The organism is Enterobacter sp. 198, assembly GCF_009025585.1.
Lineage (GTDB): Bacteria > Pseudomonadota > Gammaproteobacteria > Enterobacterales > Enterobacteriaceae > Enterobacter > Enterobacter ludwigii.
On record NZ_WCIM01000008.1, the window covers coordinates 21,325 to 45,569 of the forward strand.

The 24,245-nt window shown below is 55.9% G+C and carries 21 protein-coding genes and 1 tRNA gene; 8 read left to right on the top strand and 14 right to left on the bottom strand.

The genetic code is table 11. The features are described 5' to 3' along the window. Nucleotides 1-9: 9 nt before the first annotated feature. On the bottom strand, nucleotides 10-1,113 hold the full coding sequence (locus F8561_RS02535; RefSeq protein WP_020885133.1) for an MBL fold metallo-hydrolase: 1,104 nt from the start codon (nucleotides 1,111-1,113) through the stop codon (nucleotides 10-12). Nucleotides 1,114-1,303: 190 nt separating this feature from the next. Here F8561_RS02535 and F8561_RS02540 point away from each other — a divergent pair, with 190 nt between their 5' ends. The 3 genes from F8561_RS02540 to nfsB all read left to right on the top strand — a co-directional run bounded on the left by F8561_RS02540 (nucleotide 1,304) and on the right by nfsB (nucleotide 3,027). Then, a complete protein-coding gene (locus F8561_RS02540; protein ID WP_020885134.1) occupies nucleotides 1,304-1,894 on the top strand; it encodes a TetR/AcrR family transcriptional regulator in 591 nt (196 codons plus the stop codon). Further along, nucleotides 1,884-2,252, top strand: a complete 369-nt coding sequence (locus F8561_RS02545) for an MmcQ/YjbR family DNA-binding protein (protein WP_032677586.1) — start codon at nucleotides 1,884-1,886, stop codon at nucleotides 2,250-2,252. The genes F8561_RS02540 and F8561_RS02545 overlap by 11 nt, the downstream gene beginning before the upstream one ends. Nucleotides 2,253-2,373: 121 nt before the next feature. Next, complete coding sequence (nfsB, locus tag F8561_RS02550) at nucleotides 2,374-3,027, top strand: oxygen-insensitive NAD(P)H nitroreductase (protein ID WP_020885136.1); 654 nt, start codon at nucleotides 2,374-2,376, stop codon at nucleotides 3,025-3,027. 122 nt (nucleotides 3,028-3,149) lie between these two features. Here nfsB and F8561_RS02555 read toward each other — a convergent pair whose 3' ends face one another. Both F8561_RS02555 and F8561_RS02560 read right to left on the bottom strand, forming a co-directional pair. Continuing rightward, nucleotides 3,150-4,184: a DUF2157 domain-containing protein gene (locus F8561_RS02555; RefSeq protein WP_151887130.1), complete on the bottom strand. Its 1,035-nt coding sequence runs from the start codon at nucleotides 4,182-4,184 to the stop codon at nucleotides 3,150-3,152. Next, the gene (locus tag F8561_RS02560; RefSeq protein WP_014168966.1) at nucleotides 4,181-5,050 is read right to left on the bottom strand and encodes a helix-turn-helix transcriptional regulator; all 870 of its coding nucleotides are present in this window, start codon (nucleotides 5,048-5,050) and stop codon (nucleotides 4,181-4,183) included. Before F8561_RS02560 ends, F8561_RS02555 begins: the two co-directional genes overlap by 4 nt. Before the next feature lie 107 nt (nucleotides 5,051-5,157). On the opposite strand from F8561_RS02560, the gene F8561_RS02565 reads away from it, so the two are divergent. Further along, entirely contained in the window at nucleotides 5,158-6,594 is a 1,437-nt protein-coding gene (locus tag F8561_RS02565; RefSeq protein ID WP_032681520.1) for an MFS transporter, read from the top strand. A 66-nt stretch (nucleotides 6,595-6,660) separates the two neighbouring features. Continuing rightward, nucleotides 6,661-7,905 (top strand): mechanosensitive ion channel family protein, encoded by a 1,245-nt coding sequence (locus F8561_RS02570; RefSeq protein ID WP_151887114.1) that lies wholly within the window; start codon nucleotides 6,661-6,663, stop codon nucleotides 7,903-7,905. On the opposite strand, the gene F8561_RS02575 is transcribed toward F8561_RS02570, so the two are convergent. The 10 genes from F8561_RS02575 to F8561_RS02620 form a co-directional block, all read right to left on the bottom strand. Beyond that, nucleotides 7,906-8,877 carry a LacI family DNA-binding transcriptional regulator gene (locus F8561_RS02575; RefSeq protein WP_047744076.1) on the bottom strand — a complete coding sequence of 324 codons (972 nt, stop codon included), beginning with the start codon at nucleotides 8,875-8,877 and terminating at the stop codon, nucleotides 7,906-7,908. A gap of 75 nt (nucleotides 8,878-8,952) precedes the next feature. Then, a complete protein-coding gene (locus tag F8561_RS02580) occupies nucleotides 8,953-10,095 on the bottom strand; it encodes a Gfo/Idh/MocA family protein (protein ID WP_151887115.1) in 1,143 nt (380 codons plus the stop codon). After that, nucleotides 10,088-11,113, bottom strand: a complete 1,026-nt coding sequence (locus F8561_RS02585) for a sugar phosphate isomerase/epimerase family protein (protein ID WP_151887116.1) — start codon at nucleotides 11,111-11,113, stop codon at nucleotides 10,088-10,090. The genes F8561_RS02580 and F8561_RS02585 overlap by 8 nt, the downstream gene beginning before the upstream one ends. 15 nt (nucleotides 11,114-11,128) lie before the next feature. Continuing rightward, on the bottom strand, nucleotides 11,129-12,367 hold the full coding sequence (locus F8561_RS02590) for an MFS transporter (protein WP_044867815.1): 1,239 nt from the start codon (nucleotides 12,365-12,367) through the stop codon (nucleotides 11,129-11,131). Between the two features lie 184 nt (nucleotides 12,368-12,551). Continuing rightward, nucleotides 12,552-13,940, bottom strand: a complete 1,389-nt coding sequence (gene pheP, locus F8561_RS02595; RefSeq protein ID WP_014168959.1) for a phenylalanine transporter — start codon at nucleotides 13,938-13,940, stop codon at nucleotides 12,552-12,554. Nucleotides 13,941-14,042: 102 nt separating this feature from the next. Continuing rightward, nucleotides 14,043-16,226 (bottom strand): TonB-dependent receptor, encoded by a 2,184-nt coding sequence (locus F8561_RS02600; RefSeq protein ID WP_151887117.1) that lies wholly within the window; start codon nucleotides 16,224-16,226, stop codon nucleotides 14,043-14,045. Nucleotides 16,227-16,441: 215 nt separating this feature from the next. Next, nucleotides 16,442-17,482, bottom strand: coding sequence for an ABC transporter ATP-binding protein (locus F8561_RS02605; protein ID WP_032677576.1), 1,041 nt, complete (start codon nucleotides 17,480-17,482; stop codon nucleotides 16,442-16,444). Nucleotide 17,483: 1 nt separating this feature from the next. Beyond that, complete coding sequence (locus F8561_RS02610; protein ID WP_192938248.1) at nucleotides 17,484-19,058, bottom strand: ABC transporter permease; 1,575 nt, start codon at nucleotides 19,056-19,058, stop codon at nucleotides 17,484-17,486. A gap of 24 nt (nucleotides 19,059-19,082) precedes the next feature. Then, the gene (locus F8561_RS02615; protein ID WP_032677574.1) at nucleotides 19,083-20,099 is read right to left on the bottom strand and encodes an iron ABC transporter substrate-binding protein; all 1,017 of its coding nucleotides are present in this window, start codon (nucleotides 20,097-20,099) and stop codon (nucleotides 19,083-19,085) included. A 329-nt stretch (nucleotides 20,100-20,428) separates the two neighbouring features. Further along, a tRNA-Arg gene (locus tag F8561_RS02620) sits at nucleotides 20,429-20,505 on the bottom strand. Between the two features lie 278 nt (nucleotides 20,506-20,783). Here F8561_RS02620 and F8561_RS02625 point away from each other — a divergent pair. From F8561_RS02625 to fimZ, 3 genes are all read left to right on the top strand, one after another. Beyond that, nucleotides 20,784-21,482 carry an EAL domain-containing protein gene (locus F8561_RS02625; protein ID WP_047744085.1) on the top strand — a complete coding sequence of 233 codons (699 nt, stop codon included), beginning with the start codon at nucleotides 20,784-20,786 and terminating at the stop codon, nucleotides 21,480-21,482. 24 nt (nucleotides 21,483-21,506) lie between these two features. Then, nucleotides 21,507-22,223 carry a helix-turn-helix transcriptional regulator gene (locus F8561_RS02630; protein WP_014168953.1) on the top strand — a complete coding sequence of 239 codons (717 nt, stop codon included), beginning with the start codon at nucleotides 21,507-21,509 and terminating at the stop codon, nucleotides 22,221-22,223. Between the two features lie 812 nt (nucleotides 22,224-23,035). Beyond that, nucleotides 23,036-23,668 carry a fimbria biosynthesis transcriptional regulator FimZ gene (gene fimZ / locus F8561_RS02640; protein ID WP_014168952.1) on the top strand — a complete coding sequence of 211 codons (633 nt, stop codon included), beginning with the start codon at nucleotides 23,036-23,038 and terminating at the stop codon, nucleotides 23,666-23,668. Between the two features lie 51 nt (nucleotides 23,669-23,719). Here the strand turns inward: fimZ and sfmF are convergent, their stop codons facing one another. Next, entirely contained in the window at nucleotides 23,720-24,244 is a 525-nt protein-coding gene (gene sfmF / locus F8561_RS02645; RefSeq protein ID WP_047356118.1) for a fimbria assembly protein, read from the bottom strand. Nucleotide 24,245: the final 1 nt, after the last annotated feature.

Consider the following 24,245-nt stretch of genomic DNA (forward strand, 5'->3'; position numbering starts at 1 on the left):
GCTTAAACATTATTCCCACCACTCACGAAAGGTTTGCGTGGTATCACTCACGTGAACAGGTTCACCCAGCTCCGGCGTCAGTAGCCGATAATTTTTATCTTTGCTGGCCTGCGCCAGCTGGATCAGCGGATCGTTCCAGGTGTGTTTCGCCAGCACAAAGCGTCCGTTATGACCAGGCACGACAGCTTTCGCGTTAAGGTCAGCCGACGCCTGTGCCGTTTCCGCCGGCATCATGTGAATGTACTTCCAGTCCCGATCGTACTGGCCGTTTTCCATGATGGCTAAATCCACCTCGCCGAACTGCTCACCGATGGCCCTGAAGTGCGGGCCGTAACCTGAGTCTCCGCTGTAATAAACCTTCTGCGCCGGCGTGACGAACATAAAGCTCCCCCACAGGGTTTGATCGCGTTTAATCCCGCGTCCGGAGAAGTGACGTGCCGGCAGGACGTGCACCGTTAAGTCATCACTGATGCGCACCGACTGGTTCCAGTCGCGCTCGTCGATAATTTCCGGCTTCATGCCCCAGTAGCGCAGATGAGATCCAACGCCCAGCGGGGTAACCACACGTTTCACCTTCGGCAGTAACGCCCTGATGGTGGCGTAATCCAGATGATCGTAGTGATCGTGGGAGATGATCAGCAGGTCGATCTCCGGCATGTTCTGCGCATGCCAGGGATACTCGCCCGCAAAAGCTTTATTGAGGAACGAGAACGGCGCGGCATAGTTGCTGAGTACCGGGTCAATCAGAATACGTTTACCCGCCAGCTGCATATACCACGACGAGTGACCGAGCCAGACCAGCGTGTCCTGCTCCAGCGGCAGACTGGCGAGATCGGTTTTCACCAGCGGCAGCGGCTGCGCGGGACGGGCATTTTCGGTTTTGCGGGTCAGAAATTGCCACCACGCCACCAGCATATTTTGCTCGCCGGTGAAGCCCGGTGTCGGCAACGTATTGTGGAATTTCCCGTCGCGATACTGCGGGGAGGCCTCCACTTCGGTAAGCTGCGCACCCTGCGGTGGCTGGCCAAATCCAGGATTCAGGACAAAAGGTAAACTCGCAGCTGAAGCAATAATCATGACGAACACCACGCAGATGAATAGAGGCTTTTTCATATCCTGACCCGAAAACGCGCCCCATCCGATGGTTTACGCGGGTTGAACTTGATTATGAGTGAGTAAGCACTCATTATAGATATGATGATAAAGTCGTCAAGACGTTTTCGATCTTTGACATTGCGCGTTGCAGCCTGTCAAAGCACGTGTTTCAATCAAGGTTTTTACAATTGACAGGAGGAACAATTTAGTGGCACGTCCGAAGAGTGAAGATAAAAAACAGGCCTTACTGGACGCAGCAACCGCTGCATTTGCACAGTCAGGTATTGCCGCCTCAACGGCCTTAATTGCCCGGAATGCGGGCGTCGCTGAAGGCACACTGTTCCGCTACTTTGCTACCAAAGACGATCTGCTGAATGCCCTCTATCTGCACCTGAAGCAGGATCTCTGCCAGACGATGCTGGCGGAGCTTGATCGCACGCTCACCCTCCCCAAAGAACATACCCGCAATATCTGGAACAGCTACGTGGACTGGGGCATCCGTAATCCTGTCGCTCACGCCGCCATTCGCCAGCTTGGCGTCAGCGAGAAGATCAGCGCCGAAACGGAGCAGGCCGTGCAGGAGATGTTCCCGGAGCTGCATGAACTGTGCCGTCGCGCAGTGCGCCCGGTATTTATGTCCGATGAGTTTCGTACCTTTGGTGATGCCATGTTCTTATCGCTTGCCGAAACCACCATGGAATTTGCCACCCGCGATCCGTCCCGCGCCGTCGATTTTAAAGCGCTGGGCTTTGAAGCCATGTGGCGTGGACTCGCCTCCGAGGATATTGATGGACAGTAAATCGCTGCAGGAACACGCCAAACGCGTGGCGCTGGAACTGCCGTTCACCGAACACTGCTGGCCGTTCGGGCCGGAATTTGATGTGTTTAAAGTGGGTGGCAAGATTTTCATGATTGTTGCGGTTGCTCACGGGCGACCGCATGTCAGCCTGAAATCCGAGCCGGAAAAATCCCTGTTAAACCAGCAGATCTACCGCGGCGTTGAGCCGGGGTATCATCTCAATAAAAAACACTGGATTTCACTCTACGGCACTGACGATGTTACGCCGGAACTGGTGGCCGATCTCATCAACGATTCCTGGAATCTGGTCGTCGATAAACTGCCGAAAAAAGACCAGAAATGGATCAGGCCGCGCTGATTGTTCGTCTGAGACGAACAGATTAAGCGCTCAAAATGCACTTATCTTTTCCCGCTTCGCACGGTAATCTGCACTCCTTTTCGCGCCCGCACGCGGGCGAACTTTATCACCAGGAGTTGTTATGGATATCATTTCCGTTGCCCTGAAACGCCACTCCACCAAGGCGTTTGACCCAAGCAAGAAACTGACCGCTGAAGAAGCGGAGAAGATCAAAACCCTGCTGCAGTACAGCCCGTCCAGCACGAACTCCCAGCCGTGGCATTTTATTATTGCCAGCACTGAGGAAGGTAAAGCGCGCGTGGCCAAATCTGCGGCAGGCACTTACGTGTTCAACGAACGCAAAATGATGGACGCCTCTCATGTGGTGGTGTTCTGCGCGAAAACCGCCATGGACGATGCGTGGCTTGAGCGCGTCGTGGATCAGGAAGAGGCCGACGGTCGCTTCAACACCCCAGAAGCAAAAGCGGCGAATCACAAAGGTCGCTGCTATTTCGCCGACATGCACCGCGTGGATCTGAAAGATGACGACCAGTGGATGGCGAAACAGGTTTACCTTAACGTCGGTAACTTCCTGTTAGGCGTGGCCGCGCTGGGCCTGGATGCCGTACCCATTGAAGGTTTTGACGCCGCCATCCTCGACGCAGAGTTTGGCCTGAAAGAGAAAGGCTTCACCAGCCTGGTGGTGGTCCCGGTTGGACACCACAGCGTGGAAGATTTCAACGCCACGCTGCCAAAATCTCGCCTGCCGCTGAGCACGATTGTGACCGAGTGCTAAGACAAACGGGCCGCAACTGCGGCCCGTTTTCAATCACGCGTCATCTGCCTGGTTTCGCCATTGAGTCAGCATCTCACGCAGACGACGTTTTCTGCGTCTTCCCGATCAACACGCGCAAAAACTTACTTCTCCGCACTCCCGGCATGCCAGATCCGCTCCGCATACCGCCCTATCACCGCCAGCGACGCCGCCAGAATCAGGAAGAACACCACCTTGTTCATCCCATCCCAGAAGTATTCGAAGTAGCGGGTATAGAGGTTAATGGCGAGGAACGTCAGGCCAAACCCGCGCAGCATGCCATCGTCGGTTTTCAGACTGATGTAAATACAGAGAACCGCCGCCACCGCAAACAGCAGCGCCCACGGCAGCAACGAGGCCTGGGTCACGCTGTACCAGTTATCGATATCGTAATTACCAAATATCGACATGATCCACAGGGCGACAAAGAGATACGTCAGCCCCATCGCTTTACTGGTGGTGTAGAGATGACGGGACTGCAGCACAGCACGCAGGATCCAGCACAGGGCCAGCAGCGCGCCGCCGAAAAAGATAAAGCGCACCGGATAGTTCATCCCCAGCCAGTAAGCGCCCCAGCCGGACATATAGCCCGTCTCCGCGCCAAACCAGTTGCCAAGCGAGAGCAAGAAGAACAGCCAGACCAGCCCGGAGCGGCCGAAAAAGCCTACCAGGCCATAGACGGCACAGCCGGCCAGGAACAGGGGGGCGATGTGGCCGCTGCCGTTATCCAGCCGTTCACCCAGCTGCCAGAGCGCGATGGCGGTAAACAAGACTCCGAGGAACAAAATCGCTTCGGTACTGTAATGCCACTGCGTCTCCCGCCGCTGGCGGCTGAAGCCCCACAAATAAAACAGCACGGCCAGCAGTGCCGGCAGCCCGATGCGGGCAAGGGAGGAAAAAGCGAAGAATTCGATAATGCGCGCCATCATTTCGCTGTCCGAAAACAGGCTGCCGATGGCGATAATGACGCAGGCGAGTGCCGTCCAGAAGGCGTAGCGGCTCAGCCGCTGCCAGTCCATGGTCACGCGTTGAAGCGTACCGGCCAGCCGCTGATGGTCGTCAGCGGTTAATGTGCCTTCCTGTTGCCACTCGTTGAGTGCGCGGCGTAGCAGCCGCTCCTGTTTGCCGGTAACCTTCATTTTGCCTGCTCCGTCAGCCATTCCATTGCTCTCTCCCCGGCTTCATCCACTGGCAGATACACCAGCAACCGGGAACCGTTTCGTGGAGCAGAGTACCAGTACATCTGCTGCAGGGTAAATTCCCCAAGCTCAGGATGGGTAAACAACTTGAGCTGGTTTTCCACACCGCGCACGTCATTGCGCTGATGCCACAGATTTTTAAACTCCTCAGACACCGCAAAGAAGCGCGCCAGTTTGGCTTCCCACAACGGGTCACCCCGGTGCTCGGCCATCGCCGCCCGGAAATAGGAGACAAAGACGGGCAGCACATCGTCACGTCTGCCGAGACGGGCGCGCCATGCCGGGTGGGTGAGGAACAGATAAATACAGTTGCGGTCTTCCGGGGGGATCGCATTGAAATCGACCCCCATCAGATGACCAAAGCTGTCGTTCCACGCCACGATGTCGAAATTGGGTTTCTGAATGCTGGCCGGTTTCGGCATTAACGTATCAAGCAGGCGGCGCGTGCCTTCGCTGATCCCTTCACAGCAGGTGGCCTGCGGTGCTTCACCCGGCGGTAGCCCGGCCAGCACAAAAAGATGGCGCGCTTCGGTCGGGGTACATTGCAGCGCTTTTGCCACGGCGGCCATCACCGCGCTGGACGGATTGACGTCCCTGCCCTGCTCAAGCCAGGTGTACCAGGTCACCCCGACGTCCGCCAGCAGGGCCACCTCTTCACGGCGCAGCCCGGGCGTGCGGCGTCGACCGCTGCGCGGCAGGCCGAGCCGCTGCGGATCGAGGCTTTCGCGTCGGGCGCGTAAAAACGCACCAAGTTGTTTTCGGGTGTCATCCTTGAGCGAGACGACGGGTTCAGACATCAGCGCCATAAATCCCCCTGCATGGTAGTGCCAGTACCAGTATAAGCAAGAACTGGTACCCGTTTATCAGATCGTTGATGCTACGACCATCTGTTGAATGACGCAATGGAGTTACCATGAATACGTCAGTCGTTTCACCGGGCCGCGCAGGCCTGATATTGCTGTTAACCGGCCAGATGCTGCCGCTGATTGATACCTCAATCACCAACGTGGCGCTGGATGCTATCACCCATTCGCTGCACGCTACGGCCACCGAGCTGGAATTAATTGTTGCCCTCTACGGTGTGGCCTTTGCCGTCTGCCTTGCCCTCGGCAGCAAGCTGGGGGATAACCTTGGCCGCCGACGTCTTTTCATGTGGGGCGTGGCGAGCTTTGGCCTGGCCTCGCTGCTGTGCGGAATGGCAGGCAACATTGAACAACTGCTGGGCGCCCGTATTCTTCAGGGGGCTGGCGCGGCGCTGATCATGCCGCAAATTCTCGCCACCCTGCACGTAACGCTGAAAGGCACGGCCCACGCGAAGGCCATCAGCCTCTTTGGCGGCATCGGCGGCATCGCGTTTATCGTCGGCCAGATGGGCGGAGGCTGGCTGGTATCGGCGGACATTGCCGGCCTCGGCTGGCGCAACGCCTTCTTTATCAACGTGCCGATTTGTCTGGTGGTGCTGGCCATGAGCCGCCGCTACGTGCCGGAAACCCGCCGCGACACGCCATCAAGCATTGACTGGACGGGCACCGTCCTGCTGGCGATCATCCTCTGCTGCCTGCTGTTCCCGATGGCGCTTGGCCCGCAGTGGCACTGGTCCTGGCCGCTCAAGGTCGCGCTTATCGCCATTATTCCGCTTGCCGGGTTGATGGCCCTCAACGCCCGCAAAAAAGAACGGGACGATGCGCATCCGCTGATCCCGCCGCGCCTGCTGCAGTTGCGCAGTATCCGCTTTGGCGTGCTGATTGCGTTGCTCTTTTTTAGCGTCTGGTCCGGCTTTATGTTCTGCATGGCGTTAACCATGCAAACCGGTCTGGGGATGGCGCCGTGGCAGTCTGGCAACAGTTTTATCGCCCTGGGTGTCACCTACTTTATTTCAGCGTGGTTTGCCCCGCGTCTGATTGCCCGCTACAGCACCAGTACCATTCTGCTGACCGGTCTGGCGATCCAGATAGCGGGCCTGCTGGCGCTGATTGTCACCTTCCGCCTCTGGGGAATGCACAATACCGCGCTGACGCTGGCACCCGCGACCGGGCTGGTCGGCTACGGTCAGGCGCTGATCGTGAACAGTTTTTATCGTATTGGCATGCGCGATATTCAGCCTGATGACGCCGGGGCGGCGAGCGCCATTTTGAGCACGCTGCAGCAGGCGGCACTTGGACTCGGCCCGGCCATCTTTGGCGCGATTTTGCTGCACGGTCTGCAAAATCATCACGGAGATTACACCCAGGCGATCACCCTCTTCCTCGCGGTGGAAACTGGCCTGATGGTGATCCTCGCGCTGGCGACGCTGCGGGTTCGCCATCGGCTGTGCCTGCCAGTGGTGACGACCTGCCACGCCGTCAAATAACCCTGACGAATTTGCATAATAGATCCGCAGCCGCCATTATGGGGCTGCATCAATACAGGAGACGTTATGCAGGAATTAATTACTCAGGTTGAAGAGTTAGGCATTGAAATTAATCACACCACCTCTTTAGTGATTATCTTTGGTATTATTTTTCTTACCGCACTCATCGTTCATTTTATTCTGCACAAAGTGGTCCTGCGGGCCTTTGAGAAGCGCGCGCAGGCCAGCAGCCATTTATGGTTGCAAATCATTACCCAGAACAAGTTATTTCACCGTGTCGCCTTTACCCTGCAGGGGATTATTGTCAACGTTCAGGCGGTACTGTGGCTGCAAAAAGGCAGCGAAGCCGCGGAAATGCTCACCACCTGCGCAAAGTTGTGGGTGATGGTGTATGCCCTGCTCTCGTTCTTCTCGCTGCTGGACGTCATTTTCAATCTTTCGCAAAAGATGGCGACAGCCTCGCAGCTCCCGCTGAAGGGCATCTTCCAGGGGATAAAACTGGTGAGCGCTATTCTGGTGGGGATTTTAATTATCTCGCTGCTGATTGGTCAGTCGCCAGCCATTCTGATTAGCGGCCTGGGCGCCATGGCTGCGGTGTTAATGCTGGTGTTTAAAGACCCGATCCTCGGGCTTGTCGCCGGGATCCAGCTCTCCGCCAATGACATGCTTAAACTCGGTGACTGGCTGGAGATGCCAAAATACGGAGCCAACGGCACGGTCACGGACATTGGCCTGACCACCGTCAAGGTGCGCAACTTCGACAATACCATCACCACCATTCCGACCTGGGCGCTGGTCTCTGATGCCTTTATCAACTGGAGCGGCATGTCGGCCTCCGGCGGGAGACGCATCAAGCGTAGCCTGAATATAGACACCACCAGCATCCACTTCCTCGACGAGCAGGAGCAACAGCAGCTGATTCAGGCGAAGCTGCTTAAGCCGTACATGGCGGCGCGTCATGAAGAAATTTCGCTCTGGAATCAGGAAAACGGTGAAGGCGAATCGGTGCTGAACCTGCGCAAAATGACCAATATTGGAACCTTCCGCGCCTATTTAAATGAATATCTGCGTAATCACCCGCGTATCCGCAAAGATATGACGCTGATGGTTCGCCAGTTAGCGCCAGAAGCTAACGGGCTGCCAGTTGAAATATACGCGTTCACTAACACGGTCGTCTGGGCGGAATATGAGGCGATTCAGGCCGATATTTTCGACCATATATTCGCGGTGGTGGATGAATTTGGTCTGCGTATTCATCAGTCTCCGACCGGAAACGATATTCGCTCGCTGGCTGGCGTAATAGCGAAATAATCAGGCGCTGGCGCGGGAGATAAAGCGCCAGTCCATCATCACTCTTTCCGTGGGCGCATCCGGGTTATCGATTTTATTCAACAACAAATCGACCGCCTTGCGCCCAATATCCCGCGACGGCTGTTCGATGGTGGTGAGCGAAATCATCTCCGCCAGTTCCGTACCGTCAAACCCGACTACCGCAATGTCTTCCGGCACGCGTAATCCCGCCTGCTGGATCGCATGCAATGCACCTGCCGCCAGGGTATCGGAAACGGCAAAGACCGCGTCAGGCGGGTTTTCCTTCAGCAGGTTTTGCATCGCCGCCATTCCGGCGCTGAAGCTGAGATCGCTGGCGTATTCCACCACCTGGTAAGCCAGATCTTTCAGGTGGATAACGCTCTTATAGCCACGCTCGCGCAGGCGGGCATATTTATAACTCAGGTCGTGGTTAATCATCGCGATCCGCCCGCGCCCGCCGTCGGCAAGCTGGCTGACCGCATGCTGCGAGGCGTCCACATCGTTAATCCCGACGCAGGAGACCGCACCGGCATCCGCGTATTCGGCGCACTGCACCCACGGCGCAGCGCCAATCAGGGCGGCCAGTTCAGGAAGCTTTGAGAAGGCATCCATGGTGATAATGCCGTCGACAATTTTACCGGACAGCAAACTCAGCCCCGAACGCGAGCGTTCAATGTCAGAGCCGGAGTTGCACAGCAGAATGCGGTAGCCGTTCTTTTCGGCTTCCTCTTCAATGCCTTTCACCACTTCGGCGCAGAACGGGTTAGCGATGTTCGACACCATTACCAGAATCATATAGCTGCGGGCAGTCCGCAGCTGGCGCGCCAGCAGGTTGGGCTGGTAATTACTCTCTTTGATCGCCTGCAGGACGCGTTCGCGGTTTTTCGCTTTCACGGTATCGCTGTTGTTAAGCACGCGAGAGACCGTTGCCACGGACACCCCGGCAAGCTGAGCGATTTTCTGAATGGACATAGCGACGGCATTTCCTGCGGTTAACGTTTTATGCAGGCTACCATAAATTCGTTGCCCGGCGAACCGGGCAACGCGTCAATACGCAACGCGCACCCAGCGCTGTTGCTGATGGCTTTTCACTATCGCATCAATGATATACATGACGTTCGCGCCGTCATGGAACGTCGCAAACAGCGGCTGTGCCGGCATCTCCCCCTGCATCACGGCGCGGTAAAACTGCGCCATCATATTTTTAAAGGCATCAGGCCAGCCTTCGATATGTCCGCCAGGAAAATGGGCGCTTTCGGCCACGTCACGGTTCATCAGGTTTGGATCGTCGGAGAGGATCTGGTTTGCCTGCGTACGATGGCCGATCCAGAGTTGCTGCGGCACCTCCTGATCCCACGCCACGGATCGTTTGCTGCCGTTAATTTCAAACGTCAGCCGATTTTTGCGCCCGGCGCTGACCTGCGAGACGTTAAAGCTGCCTTTGCTGCCATCGTCGAAGCGCACCAGCACCGAGCCAAAATCTTCGGTGGTGACCGGTTTGTCTTCATCGTTCGCGCTGCGATCATCCGTGAAGGTCCGGTTTCCCGCCGCACTGGCCTTGCGCGTTGGCCAGACGATGGCGAGGTCGGCCATCACGTCGGTGATCCGCCGCCCGGTCACAAACTGCACCGTGTCACACCAGTGGGAGCCAATATCCGCCACCGCGCGCGACGCACCGCCCAGCGCGGCATCCACCCGCCAGTTGTAGTCGGTTTCCAGCAGCATCCAGTCCTGCAGGTAGCTGCCATGCGTGGCAAACAGCCGACCGAGACTGCCCTCGCGCCTCATGCTGGCCGCCTGGCGCACCATCGCAAACTGGCGATAGACAAAGCTGACGCCGTGTACCACGCCCGCCTGCTCAGCCAGTGCCACCAGCTCGCGGGCCTCTTCCGGGGTCATACACAGCGGCTTTTCGGAAAAAACATGCTTACCCGCCCGCAAAATCTGACGGTTCATCTCTGCGTGCAGATGGTTTGGCGTGCAGTTATGCACCACGTGCAGATCCGGATGGGCGAGCAGCGCCTCAACGTTCCCGTAAGCATGGGGCACATTCAGCTGGCGCGCCTTTTCCTGCGCTTGTGAAAGCGAGCTGTCGCACAGGGCGACCACCTGCACACTGCCGAGACGCCGCAGCGCCTCAATGTGCGCCGGGCCGATAAAGCCGCTGCCGACGATCCCGACGTTAATCATGGCTGCCTCCCGCGGCGAAATCGTCAAACGCGCGCCCGGATACCGGAATGATATGACGACGGATAAATTCGCTGCCTTCGCGGGCACCGGTATCGCCATCCTTAAGACAGCACTCCCACTCCAGCACTGCCCAGCCCTCGTAGTCGTACTGGGTCAGTTTGCTGAAAATACCGGTGAAGTCGATCTGCCCGTCGCCCGGCGACCGGAAGCGACCCGCGCGATGGATCCACGGCTGGTAGCCACCGTATGCACCGCTGCGCCCGTTAGGACGAAACTCTGCATCTTTGACGTGAAACGCTTTAATGCGCGCATGGTAGAGATCGATAAACGTCAGGTAGTCCATCTGCTGAAGCAGCATATGGCTGGGATCGTAGAGAATATTGCAGCGCGGGTGGTTGTCCACCAGCGCCAGAAAACGCTCAAACGTCACGCCGTCATGCAGGTCTTCCCCCGGATGCAGCTCATAACAGACATCGACGCCATGCTCATCAAAAGTGTCCAGAATGGGCCGCCAGCGGGTTGCCAGCGTCTGGAAAGCGTCCTGAAAACGCTGCACATTGTGCGGCGGCCACGGGTAGAAAAATGGCCACGCCAGCGATCCAGAAAAAGTGGCGTGTGCTGTCAGGCCTAATTTTGCGGAGGCCGCCGCCGCCTGATTCAGTTTGCTGGTCGCCCACGCCCGACGGGCCGCGTCGTTATCCCTCACGCCTGCCGGCGCGAAATGGTCAAACGCGTCGCCGTAGACCGGGTTCACCGCAATAAGCTGCCCTTCCAGATGGGTCGACAGCTCGCTGATCGCCAGCCCGTGCTCCGCCAGCGTGCCGGTAATGTCGTCACAGTAGGCCTGGCTCACAGCCGCTTTCTCCACGTCAAAAATGTGCGGATGATTGCAGGGGATCTGCACGGCTTTGTAGCCCTTACCTGCTGCCCAGCCTGCCAGCCCATCCAGCGAGTTAAACGGCGCTTCTGCGCTGATAAACTGCGACAGGAAAATACCAGGTCCCTTAATCGTTCTCATACCACCTCCTGAACGTTACGCCTTGTCATCGTCATATTTGAACGTGAGAAGGAAAATCAGCGCAATCACCGCTGCCGCCACCGCCGGGATCCACCAGAAGGTGACCCACGCCTGCGGCACGGCCTGTCCCGCCACCAGACGGTTATACAGCGCGCCAGAAATCTGCGAACCAAGCAGCATGCCGATGCCGTAGGTGAACATCACGATCATGCTCTGCGCCTGGCCTTTCACCTTTTCGCCCGCCACGCGGTCGGTATAGATAAAGCCCACCACAAAGAAGAAGTCATAGCACACACCGTGCAGCAGGATGCCGAGATAGAGCAGGAAACGTCCCTCCTCACTCACCCCCATGGCAAACATCGCGTAACGGACAAACCACGCCAGCATGCCAACCAGCAGCATGACTTTCACGCCCAGACGGCGGAAAAGCAGCGGGATCACCAGCATGAAGACAATCTCTGACATCTGGCCGAACGACATCGCGGTGCTGACATCAGCAATCCCGGCATCCGCCAGATATGAGGCGGTGTAAGCGTAGTAGGTGCCAAGCGGCACGGAAATCAGCATTGCGCAGACGGAAAAGACCAGGAAGTGGCGGGTTTTCAGCAGGGCAAACGCATCAGCGCAGAACAGATCGCGAATCTGGACCGGCAGCCCTTTTGCCGGGGCGGGCGTGTGCGGCAGCGTCAGGCTGTAGAGCGCCAGCAGCACGGAGCTCGCCGCCGCAACCTGGAAGATCGTGACGCTGGAGGCCACGCCAGTAACGCCGATAAAGATCCCCGCGACAATCCAGCCGATAGTGCCGAACACGCGCACCACCGGGAAGGTTTTATCGACGTTTGCCAGGCTGTGAAACGCGATGTTGTTCGTTAAGGCCAGCGTCGGCATATAACAAAGCGTGTAGCCAAACAGCAGGCCGATCAGCAGCGCACCATTTTCAGCGATCAGCGCCCCCGGAACGAACCACAGGATAGCCGCGCCCGCCAGGTGCATTACCGCCATCACCTTCTGCGAGGCAAAGAAGCGATCCACCAGCATCCCGAGCACGAACGGTGACAAAATAGAGGCGATGGGCCCGGCGGAGAACGCATCGCCAATCAGCAACGACATGTTGTGCTGGGTCATCACCAGACCCAGCGTGACCGACCAGCTACCCCAGATAAAAAACTGCAGAAACATCATCAGCGACAGACGCGGAACCAGCAGCCGGTGCTGCGCTATCACCTTTCCACTACTTTCAGTTGTTGACACCATAATGAGCCTCACCCTAGAAAAGTAATCGATTACAAATACCATCAAATGAAAAGTAATCGATTACAAAATAAAGATCCTGTGGATCAGGAGAGATTTGGGAGAGGGGTCACGATAAAGAGGTTTATCGCGTTGGGATGGGAAACCGGATAGCTCGTCCTCTCCCACCGGGAGAGGACGGCATGCATTATTGCTTGCGGGAAAGTTTAAATGCCACAAACAGGAAGATGACCCACACCGGGAGCAACATCGCGGAAAGGCGCATGTCGTCCATGGTGCACATCAGCACAAGGATCAACCCGAGGAAAGCAATGCAGAGATAGTTTCCTGCCGGATAAAGCAGCGCTTTAAACTGCGTCTCACGTCCCTTGCGACGCATCGCGGCACGAAAACGCAGGTGCGCCAGGCAGATCATGATCCAGTTCAGCAGCAGGGTGGCAACCACCAGCGCCATCAGCAGCCCAAACGCCTCTTTTGGCAGCAGGTAGTTGATCACCACCACCAAAGAGGTGATCGCACCGGACAACAGCAGAGAATTCACCGGCACGCCGCGACGGCTGACGCGGGTTAAGAACTTCGGCGCATTCCCCTGCACGGAGAGGCCAAACAGCATCCGGCTGTTGGAGTAGACGCCGCTGTTATAGACCGAAAGTGACGCCACCAGAATAACGAAGTTCAACGCTGAGGCCACCACATTGCTGTTGAGATCGTGGAAAATCATCACAAACGGACTGCTGTTTGATTTCACCTCAACCCAGGGATAGAGCGCGAGCAATACCACCAGCGAACCGATGTAGAACAGGAGAATACGGTACACCACCTGGTTGACCGCTTTCGGAATGCTTTTATGCGGGTCGCGCGCTTCAGCGGCGGTGATACCAATCAGCTCCAGCCCGCCGAAAGAGAACATGATCACCGCCAGCGAAAGGATAAGCCCCTTCCAGCCGGTCGCCAGGAAACCCCCGTGCTGCCACAGGTTGTCGATCGTGGCACGCTCACCGCCGTGACCCGAGAACAGCAACCACAGGCCAAAACCAATCATGCCGATAATCGCCAGCACCTTGATGAGCGCAAACCAGAACTCGGTTTCACCGTACAAACGGACGTTCACAAGGTTGATGGCATTGATGATAATGAAGAAGGCCGCCGCCCAAATCCAGGTGGGCACATCCGGGAGCCAGTACTGCATGTAGATGCCAGCGGCGGTCAGCTCTGCCATCCCCACCAGCACAAACATCACCCAGTAGTTCCAGCCGGAGAGGAACCCCGCAAACGGGCCCCAGTATTTATACGCAAAGTGCGCGAACGAGCCTGACACAGGCTCTTCGACGACCATCTCGCCGAGCTGGCGCATGATCAGGAAGGCGATAATCCCGGCGAGGGCATAACCCAGCAATACCGCCGGCCCCGCCATCTGAATGGCCGGGCCGATGCCGAGAAACAGCCCGGTACCGATAGCCCCACCGAGGGCAATTAACTGTATATGTCGATTTTGCAAACCACGTTGCAGCGTCGGATTCTGTTCCGACGAAGCTTCAGCGCTACCGGTGCCTGAAGCGGATGACGCGTCTTTCACGCCCTACCCCTGTCTCTTTTTTAGAAGGGGCACGTTTTAACACTTCAGGCTGGTGGTAGCAAGGGAATGGGGCATCCCTGCCCCGGATAACGAGCGGCGTTCTCAGAATGCGTAGCCCACCGAGACTTTAAAGGTACGCGGTTCGCCCTGGGTGATGTAGGTACCTGAATCATCCACGCTGGACCAGTAGTTTTCATTGGTCACGTTGTCGATACCCGCACGCACCGTCATCTGATTTTGATTGTGGTTAACGGCGAAGCGATAACGCATACCCAGATCCAGCGTAGTGTAGCTGTCCAGCTTTTTGGTGTTCGCCAGGTCCGCGTATTGCGTGCCGGAGTGGTTCACGCGCGCGGTAGCGGTCAGGCCATCAATCGGTTTGATGTCATACTCTGCGCCCAGAACGGCATAGAAATTCGGAACGCCAATCGCATCATTGCCCTGGTTGAGGCCGTTGTTGGTTTTGGTCAGCTCCGCCTGCAGCCAGGTAGCGCTGGCGTTCAGACGGACGCCCAGCAGGGGCTCACCGAACACATTCAGCTCCACGCCGCGGTTACGCTGCTCGGCATCAAGACCATAATGACCGTTGCTGTTGAGGATCGCCGACGGCATTTTGATCTCAAACAGCGCCAGGGAGCCGCCCACGCGACCAAAATCCGCCTTCACGCCCACTTCGTTCTGCTTAGAGTGAACGATGCCGGTGCTCTGCCCGTAGTTGGTGGCGGTGTTAGGGGCTGATTGACCCGGCTGCAGCGCTTCGGTGTGGTTGGCATACAGGGAGATCGCCTCCCACGGCTTGTAAACCACGCCGTAGGTAGGCATCCAGCGGCTGCCGTCGAAACCGTCTGCTTTATTTTCCTGCCCGGTAATTTTGTTGTATCCGCGAATGACCACCTTCTGATGACGCGCCCCGGCGGTAAACAGCAGTTTGTCGTCCAGCACGCCCAGCGTATCACTCAACAGCCAGCCCTGCGTCCGGGTACGCCCGCTGGTGAGCGGATCGCTGTAATTTCCGCCTAAGCCGTTGAAACTGGAGCTATCCGGCATATCCACACCGGTATTGTGGTAGATATTGGCGGTTGGGTTATCCGCCGCCGACGACATTTTCCAGCCGATTTTTTCGTTTTTGGTCATCGCGGAGTAACCGACGTTGACTTTATGCGTTACGAAGCCGGTAGCAAAGTTACCGCGAATACCCGCCATCCCGCTGACGGAATCGCTGATGCGGTTGGTATCAAGACGGCTGACCGTCGCCTTACCGCTTTTATCCAGCAGCTTCGGCGCGCTATAAATCCCTTCTTCGTGAGCGTGCTGTGCGCCGAGGCCGGTATAGGCCGTCCAGTTATCGGTAATGTCGTACTCGCTGCGCCACATCCCGAATTCATTTTCGATGTTACTGTAGGCCCATTTCTGCGAGAAGTTGCGATCGTTTTTCGGCGGTTCAGGCACGAAATCCACGGCGGAGATATTGACGCTGGTCGGGCTGCCATGGAAGGTTTTCTTCTGATACCCCACATCCAGCGAGGTGCGGAAATTGTCGCCTTTGTAGTCGAGGCCGGTGGAGAGCAGCGTAGTGCGGCGGCGATCGTTGGGCACCCCGCTTTCCCCTTCGCGATGGACGAGGTTCACGCGCGCGCCAAACTGGTCGTTGTCGCCATAGCGACGGCCCGCATCCAGCGTAGTGCCAAACTGGGAATCGGAGGTGTAATCGACGCCCACTTTTGCCTGCGGCGTTTCATCCGCGTGTTTCGGCTCAAGGTTAATCATTCCCCCCACGCCTGAACTTGCCGCGCCGTTCATCAGGGCGTTTGCCCCTTTAAAAATCTCAATGCGGTCGACCATCTGCGCATCCACCACCTGACGCGGCAGAACGCCGGACAGGCCGCCGAAGGTCATGTCATCTCCGTCAAACTTCAGGCCACGGATACGGAAGGTTTCGGCGCTGTTGCCGTAACCCTGAACGTACTGCACCCCCGCGTCGTTAGCGACCACATCAGCAATGGTTTTCGCCTGCTGATCTTCTACCAGCTTCGAGGTGTAGCTGATGATATTAAACGGCACGTCCATGGCGTTCTGCTGCCCCAGCATCCCCATGCGTCCACCGTTCGCCACCTGCCCGTCAAGGAACGCCGGCACAAGCTGGTCGCCGCCGGGTTTAAAATCGCTGGCAGGCGCAGACTGGACAATCAGGGTGTCTTCTTTCTTTTCATCCGCCGCCAGGGCGGAGTGCGTGACCGCGCCAATGGCGAGAGCCAGCAGCGTTTTATGCCTTTTCGTGTTGTTCATAATTAACTCATTAAACGTGCGCGCAAAAAGGGCCCGTTGTCGGGCCTTAGAATGTAATCAAGTGCAATGCAAATGAGAACTATACGCATTACATGATTGTTGGCAAGCGTAAACGCACGTCACTGCGTGAGAAAATCGGTTAACAGGCGCGGGAAAGCAGGAGGACGTATGGACGGGATAGCGTGGCATAACCGCCCCGTTTCCGGGACGGTCTTTCAGGCGCGGCGGGAGAACGATAAAACGCGGGCGGTTCCCGCAACATCAATACGCACAGCCGTACCCGGATTCCAGCCAGGCTGGCTTACAGTCTTCAGAACAACAGGCTCCTGCTGCCCGGCAAACGCCAGGGTGAGCGTGGACAAATGACCGGTAAAATCGACATCAATTATCGACACCGGGCTTTCATGCGGCGCGCACGCCGTCACGCGCAGTTGTTCAGGGCGCATCATGACCCGGCCCTGCCCGGTGGCATGCGTATTGTTGGTGGGTATCTCACCCAGCGCGCACACCGCATGGCCGGCGGTAAGCTGAGCGGGCAGGATCACTGCGTCGCCCAGAAACAGCGCGGTCTCTTCATCAACGGGCTGAGTGTAGACGTCATACGGGGTACCCACCTGGGTAAAGCGCCCGGAACGCATTACTGCCACCTGGGTGGCAAAAGATAACGCTTCGTTTTGATCGTGCGTCACCAGAATCGAGGCAACGCCCGCTTCCGCCAGCAGGTCAGCGGTCGCTTTGCGGGTCATGGCGCGAAGACCGGTATCGAGCGCCGAGAACGGCTCATCCAGCAGCATCAATGAAGGACGCTGAGCCAGCGCGCGGGCGAGCGCCACACGCTGCTGCTGTCCGCCAGAAATCTCATGTGGCCAGTGGGTGGCGAGCTGCCTGTCCAGCGACACCATCTCCATCAGTGCCTCTACGCGCTGGCGCTTTTCGTGGCGCGTGCCGTCCAGCCCCCAGGCAATGTTGTCTGCAACGCTGAGATGCGGGAATAACGCCCCCTCCTGGGGAACAAAGCCAATGCCGCGCAGATGGGCGGGAACGAAGCTGTTTTCGTCAAACAGCGTTCGGCCCTGCATCACTATCCGCCCGGCGTCCGGCGTTTCAAAGCCGGCAAGAATGCGCAGCAGCGTCGTTTTCCCTGACCCGGACGGCCCGACTATCGCCGTCCGGCTCCCAGGCGCAACGCTCAGGTTTAAGCTGTCGAGCACCTGCACACCGGAAAAGGATTTAGAAATGGACGTTAATTCAAGCATGTCATAGTCCTGCAATTTTTTTCGACTGCACGTAGAGGATGGCGGTCAGCGGGAGTGAAATCAGGATCATCAGCATCGCGTACGGCGCGGCGGCAACATAATCGATCTCACTGGTCAGCGCCCAGAAACCGGTGGAAAGCGTGCGTGTTCCCAGCGGGGAGAGCAGCAGCGTGGCGGTCAGTTCGTTGCTGACGCCGAGAAAAACAAGCGCAGCCCCCGCGGCGGCACCCGGCGCGGCCAGCCGCATGGTGACGCTCCACAGCGCCTTCGCAGGCGTGCTGCCAAGGCTACGCGCCACGTTTTCCAGCTCTACCGGCGCCTGTGCAATCCCGGCCCGCAGGTTGATGAGCGCGCGGGGCATAAACATCAGCAGATAGGCGAGGAACAATGTAATTTCCGTCTGATAAATGGGGCGGGCGTAATGAATCGTCACCGTTACCAGCGCGAGAGCGGTCACAATCCCCGGCAGCGAGCTGGTGATGTAGATACACCCTTCCAGCATCCGGAAGACGCGGTGCGGATAACGGATACCGAGCCACGCAATGGGGATCACGCAGGCCGTGGTCAGCAGTGCCCCACCCACGCCGAGCATGAGCGTCTGGCGCAGGGAGTGCCAGAGGTCCGCGCTCATCCAGTTCTCAATACCGCCCAGCCAGACCCAGCGACAGAGCACAATTAACGGTACGCCCAGCGCCAGCACGATCAGCGTGAGGAAAAACAGCTGGCCCAGCGTGGCCGCGACCGGCTTCAGCGGCCAGCGTTTCTGTTCACGTGCAGCCCCGCCGCCGATGCGCGCATAGCGTGCTTTTCCGCGCGTCACCCCTTCCAGCATTAAGATGGCCAGACAGCATAAGGCCAGCACGCCCGCCAGCATATTGGCTGCCGGGCCGCTGAAGGTAGACTGAAACTGGTCATAAATCGCGGTGGTGAACGTATCAAAGCGGATCATCACGTACAGGCCGTATTCTGCCAGCAGGTGCAGCGCGACCAGCAGCGCCCCGCCGCAGATAGCAAGCTTGAGCTGCGGCAGCACTACGCGGAAAAAGACCCGCCACGGCGGCGTGCCGAGCGACGCGGCCACATCTTCAAGCGTCGGGTCGAGGCGGCGCAGTACCGCGGCAACCGGCGTGTAGATAAACGGGTAGTAAGCTAAAACAGAGAGAAATACTCCCGCGGAAAGACCGTGCAGGGAGGGGATGACGCTCACCCAGGCATAGCTTTGTACAAACGCGGGGATTGCCAGCGGGGCGACCGCCAGCGCAGACCATATTCCCCGCCCTGCCAGCCGGGTACGCTCCGTGAGCCAGGCTATCGCCACGCCGGTCACAATACAAAGCGGAACCGCTAAGGCCGTCAGCCACAGCGTGTTGCTGAGCAGTTCAGCAACACGCGGGCGGAACACCAGCGTCTTAATGGTCTCCCAGCCCGTCTCAATGCCAATGGCAATGATAAAACCCAGAGGCAGAAGCGCCATTAATGAAAATAAGACAGCTAACGCAACCATCGGCAGCGCAGGTCGCCTGCGAGCAGGCTCCTGCATCCTGTTTTTTCCGATGTCGAGACTCAGACCAGACATAAGGCGTTCACTTAACTCTCAGGATCACAGCAGGCCGGCTTGCGTCATCAGCTCGATAACTTTTTTGCTGTTAAGCGTTGAAGGTTCCACTTTCGGCGCATCCAGATCTTTCAGCGGAACCAGTTTCGGGTTAGAGGCCGCGTTCACGCCAACCGCATATTCAAACGCGTTGTTGGTGCGCAGGCTCTCCTGACCTTCTTTACCGGTGATCCACTTGATGAATGCCTGAGCCTGTTCTTTGTGTTTGCTGGACGCCAGTACGCCACCGCCGGAAAGGCTGACAAAGGCACCCGGATCCTGATGTTTGAAGTAGTAGAGTTGGGTGTTTTTGCTGTTTTCACCCGTTTTGGACTGATCGACAAAACGGTAGTAGTGATAAATCACACCGCCATCAATCTGGCCGGCGTTAACGGCTTTCATCACGGTGCTGTTACCTTTGTAGGCCACAAAATTGGTTTTCATCGCCTTCAGCCACTCAAGGGTGGCCTGCTCGCCTTTCAGGGCCAGCATCGCACTCACGATCGCCTGGAAATCCGCGCCTGACGGCGATGCCGCCCAGCGGCCTTTCCACTCAGGTTTCGCCAGATCCATCAGCGATGTTGGCAATTGCTGTTCGCTCAATTTTTCCGGGTTATAGACAAACACCGTGCTACGCGCAGCAATCCCGATCCAGCGGCCGTGCGCAGGACGAAATTCCGCAGGCACCTGCTTCAGGGTCTCTGCATCCAGTGGCGCGAACAGTTTGGCATTATCCACCAGAACCATTGATGGCGAGTTTTCCGTCAGAAACACGTCTGCAGGTGATGCCGTGCCTTCCTGAACCAGCTGGTTACCCAGCTCGCTGTCATCGCCATTACGCAGCGTCACCTTAATACCTGTTTCTTTGGTAAAACCGTCAACCCACGCCTTCACCAGATTTTCATGCTGCGCGTTATAAACAACGATACCTTCGTTGTTATCAGCGGCAAGTGCTTGTGTGGAAAGGAAAAGAGATGAAGACAACAAGGCAAGCGAGAAGCATGACAACAGGCGAGAATTCATGAACATATCCTTTATAGACCAGGGTGATTTACCACGCATAGCGTTGTGGGACAGGATTAAAGCATACAAAAACGCTAATGATAATTAGTATCAATCAAGTTTAGTCGTAAAAGTGTAAAATATTCTTATACAGCGGATAAATATGATAAAAATCCAGATTATAAAAATGGATGAAATAAAGATTAAGAAAGCCTTAGGCTGGAAAAATAACAAATATTCATTAGCGTTCTATTTATTTCCCGATTATTTAATCGACAGAATGAGATCGGCATAAACGCGTATTTAGCGTAAAACGGGAGAGTGGAAGCAAAATGGGTGAAGGCAGTAAATGGCACGCCCTGTAGGATTCGAACCTACGACCTACGGCTTAGAAGGCCGTTGCTCTATCCAACTGAGCTAAGGGCGCACTGAGAAGAGTGAACTTCGCGGTGGTGAAACGCCTGGAATTATACGGTCAATGACAGGTGAGTCAATGCCTTTTCGGCTTTCAGGGGCAATTACCGCTAGCCGATTGTAAATACGACTGTTTTTTCAACATTCATCGCTTTTCCGTCGTAGAATTTCGCGCTGCGAAAAGGCTTAGTTGCATTTAAGTAACGCCTGCTGTTTTCCTGAGCGTCAGCTCGTCACACTAGTGTGACGTATCCCGGCCGCCTGGAGGCTGACAGACAACAGGACCATGGAGTGACAGCGCAAAACCTGACCTATACGCCCCCCCGGTTACAGTACCTTTCTCAGGACATCGTCGGCATCAAACTTGAGCCCATCGTCGCCCTCTCCTCTTTACGCAGGGTCGGCGTGGAGGTCCTTAGCGTCCTGTCTGAAACGCAGCATAGCGAAGCCTTTTTCCGCCATCAGTCTGCAGACTGGTCGATAACGCTGCTTGAAGCACAGCTCACCGCGTTAAAAAATACCCCGCACTGTAATAATTTTTTCATTAATCTGCCGATAACCGTCCTGACAGAGCCCGACGCTTTTCAGCGGCTTAGCCGGATAAAATGTCCGCCGCTGAATATTGAACTTGTCGACCCCAGTGCTTTTTTAACGCTGTCAGCCGCGCAGAGGCAGACCGTTACCCGGAGCCTGTTGCAGCTCATAAGACAAGGTCACGGTATCTGGCTGGATGACATTGATGAAACACTCATCCCGCCCTTTTTATCCTGCCGGTTACCGTTAAGCGGCGTAAAAATCGATAAGGATGCATTCTGGCGTCTACGCGCCACGCCCGCGCTACGGCAACTGGTGTCCCGGTGCTTTCAGCTTGCCGGGAAAGTGCTTATTGAAGGTATTGAGACTGAGCAGGATTGTACCTGGGCACTGCAGGCAGGCGCAGAACTCGGCCAGGGCTATTACTGGCCGTCCTGGACATGGCCGGAGGATTAAAAAGCCATTTCCAGGGGGGAGGCCATGCGAATGACAGTGCGCCGTTACCGGCGGCGGCGTACAGGAAGTGATGCACTGGGATTTACGCACTCGCCTTTTGCTCCCCCCTTCTTCGACCGGCTCGAATTTTTGAGTCAGTCCATCAGCCAGCCCCGCAAAACAGACGCTCCGTTTATCATTCTGGTGACGGAGGATCATTTTCTGCGCACCGGTTTTCTCAACGGCCAATTCCCCCTGAGCAGCTGTTGCGACTATCCCACGCTGGAGGATGCGTTTAGCGCCCTGGCCCAGTGGCCTTCCGCCCGCCTGGTGGTGGATATTGAAAGCCGCTCCACTGCGCTGATCGACAAGCTGGATCAGCTCAGAAGGCATAGCCTCTATCCCCCTTTTCTGACGCCCTATCTGTTAGTCAGGGCGGATAATTACGATACTCGCCTGTTCTGCAAAGCGGCGGGCCCTTTTCACGTGCTCGAACGTCAGCTGACGCCGTCTGCTTTCCAGCACAGCCTGATGGATACCAGCCCTCCCCAGGGCTGCGATAAAGACTGGTTCTCCCGCACCGAATGGCCTATTTTGCAGGAGTTATCGCGGGGGAAGACCCTTCGCCAGATAGCGTTGATGCAGAATCGCCCCTATAGCCGCATTATCTATCGTCTCAGCTGCATTCTGTTGAAACTGGGTCTGACCCATCGCCAGGAACTGCTACACCTTCTCAATAACCTCTCAGACTGCACCTTCTAACCCACCCACTAAGCCCTTATTTCCTAAAGACCTTTAGGAATTTACTTATCAATCATGTTGCTTATTTGTTAAATTTTAACAATAATTTCAATTTTATAACTATTCCTAATTTACGGGCTTAAACCATGTGAAATGTCACAGAATGAATAATCTGCAGCACTTTCCTCCGTGCGTTAAGTGTTTGATAAAGGAGTTAATAAGACGATAATGATGTAAAAACAAGCGGCTCGGCGAGACTGCCTGGCAGTCGAAAGCGAAGTCTGTAGTATGTTCTGCTGTACGACGGGAGCCCCTTCCGGCGGCGACCCGATCACTTTCAAACGAAGGTCTGGTGCCCTCTGTGAACACTTTTTCGCCATCCGATCCCGCTTTCAGCCCCTGAAAATGGCCGTCGATTTGTTAACATTTGATCAACATACAGTGTGATATGTCATTTTTTGTTATTACATAAAGATCAAAAGATGCGGTAAATGGGATAACAGGATATTTAAGCTAATTTTAAAAAAATAGCTATTCGGATCCAGAAGATAATACAAAGTAATAAGCGAGGGGTAATTTACAGGGTTTTCGGAAAAAACTTACACGGTATAATAAGACGCGTATCAAATATGAATAAGAAAAACCTTTTTGCCAACACCAGCCAAATGAGATGACCGCGCTGAGGCATAGATTTCTTCACTACGTTAACAAGGATGCTTTCGCTCTTTCCAGGGAAATACTACGGTATAAGGATCTGCACATTTATCCTTCCGGCATTTCGAGAGTTTTAACCAAACTCGGCATAACGCTTTTAACAGTCTGAGGCATTAAAAATGAAACCGGCATCCGTTATCATTATGGACGAACACCCTATCGTCAGAATGTCGATAGAAGTCCTGCTACAGAAAAATAAAAACATCACAGTCAAACTCAAGTCTGGCGACAGCCATGAAGTCCTTGACTGTATCCGTAACCACCCTATCGATCTGGTGATCCTGGACATCGAACTTACGGGCACAGATGGCTTCGCTTTACTGAAGAGAATCAGAAACTTAAATAAAGACATCAAGGTCCTGTTCCTCTCTTCAAAATCCGAGTCTTTTTACGCGGGACGCGCCATTCGCGCCGGGGCAAATGGTTTTGTCAGTAAACGAAAAGATTTGGGCGAGATCTACAACGCCGTTGAAATGATCCTGATGGGCTATTCTTTTTTCCCGTCGGAAACGTTGAATTTTATAAACCATTTGGGTTCGGGGAAAGGGATGGTCGCGGATATGCCATTATCGAATCGTGAGGTGACGGTATTACGTTACCTGGCAAATGGTTTATCCAATAAGGAGATTGCAGAGCAGTTGCTATTAAGCAACAAAACCATCAGCGCACATAAATCCAATATTTATTCCAAGCTGGGTGTGCAAAGCATCGTTGAATTAATTGATTATGCCAAAGCACACGAACTGCTATAACCTGAATTCACTCCCTGCAGCTTATCCGAGCTGCAGGGAGTGCGGTCAGCGCTAATTATAATTAATCATGAAGGTGGCATCAGCATCAGCCCGTCCGGGCTGAGGGTTATCAGCAGTGGCAATATAATTGGCATAAAATGACAATGTCGCATTTCCCTGCGCATCAACCGCTACCGGCTGGCTGGCCTCCTGAAGTGCCAGACGCGTTTTATCCGCATCCCTGATCTCGACGGCAACGTTGCTTGCCGTACTGGCGTCATTGAGCGCCAGTAACCCGTTATTGCTTCCGTCGGCTTTACCCGAAAACGTGATGGACGCCGCACCAGGCGGACAGCCGGTCAGCTTCAGCGTAAACGGCATGGGCTGCGTGCGGCTTCCCGTGGTGCTGAGCTGTTTCGTGGGCCAGGTTCCCAGCGTAACGCTCTTGTCGCTATCGCTGCCCTCGGCCACACAGGTAAAATCAACAATGTTGCCGTACATCTGAATATTGATCTCCCCCAGCGCAGTGGCTGCCTGCGCGCTGGCGTGAAGCATCATCAGTGTCATCGCGGCGAAATGCCAGTTCCGGTTCCGCATC

Coding starts and splice junctions, on each gene's coding strand:
- F8561_RS02535 (WP_020885133.1), bottom strand. CDS start 1,113: ATGAAAAAGCCTCTATTCATCTGCGTGGTGTTCGTCATGATTATTGCT.
- F8561_RS02545 (WP_032677586.1), top strand. CDS start 1,884: ATGGACAGTAAATCGCTGCAGGAACACGCCAAACGCGTGGCGCTGGAA.
- nfsB (WP_020885136.1), top strand. CDS start 2,374: ATGGATATCATTTCCGTTGCCCTGAAACGCCACTCCACCAAGGCGTTT.
- F8561_RS02555 (WP_151887130.1), bottom strand. CDS start 4,184: ATGAAGGTTACCGGCAAACAGGAGCGGCTGCTACGCCGCGCACTCAAC.
- F8561_RS02560 (WP_014168966.1), bottom strand. CDS start 5,050: ATGGCGCTGATGTCTGAACCCGTCGTCTCGCTCAAGGATGACACCCGA.
- F8561_RS02565 (WP_032681520.1), top strand. CDS start 5,158: ATGAATACGTCAGTCGTTTCACCGGGCCGCGCAGGCCTGATATTGCTG.
- F8561_RS02570 (WP_151887114.1), top strand. CDS start 6,661: ATGCAGGAATTAATTACTCAGGTTGAAGAGTTAGGCATTGAAATTAAT.
- F8561_RS02575 (WP_047744076.1), bottom strand. CDS start 8,877: ATGTCCATTCAGAAAATCGCTCAGCTTGCCGGGGTGTCCGTGGCAACG.
- F8561_RS02580 (WP_151887115.1), bottom strand. CDS start 10,095: ATGATTAACGTCGGGATCGTCGGCAGCGGCTTTATCGGCCCGGCGCAC.
- F8561_RS02585 (WP_151887116.1), bottom strand. CDS start 11,113: ATGAGAACGATTAAGGGACCTGGTATTTTCCTGTCGCAGTTTATCAGC.
- F8561_RS02590 (WP_044867815.1), bottom strand. CDS start 12,367: ATGGTGTCAACAACTGAAAGTAGTGGAAAGGTGATAGCGCAGCACCGG.
- F8561_RS02600 (WP_151887117.1), bottom strand. CDS start 16,226: ATGAACAACACGAAAAGGCATAAAACGCTGCTGGCTCTCGCCATTGGC.
- F8561_RS02605 (WP_032677576.1), bottom strand. CDS start 17,482: ATGCTTGAATTAACGTCCATTTCTAAATCCTTTTCCGGTGTGCAGGTG.
- F8561_RS02610 (WP_192938248.1), bottom strand. CDS start 19,058: ATGTCTGGTCTGAGTCTCGACATCGGAAAAAACAGGATGCAGGAGCCT.
- F8561_RS02615 (WP_032677574.1), bottom strand. CDS start 20,099: ATGAATTCTCGCCTGTTGTCATGCTTCTCGCTTGCCTTGTTGTCTTCA.
- F8561_RS02630 (WP_014168953.1), top strand. CDS start 21,507: ATGCGAATGACAGTGCGCCGTTACCGGCGGCGGCGTACAGGAAGTGAT.
- fimZ (WP_014168952.1), top strand. CDS start 23,036: ATGAAACCGGCATCCGTTATCATTATGGACGAACACCCTATCGTCAGA.
- sfmF (WP_047356118.1), bottom strand. CDS start 24,244: ATGCGGAACCGGAACTGGCATTTCGCCGCGATGACACTGATGATGCTT.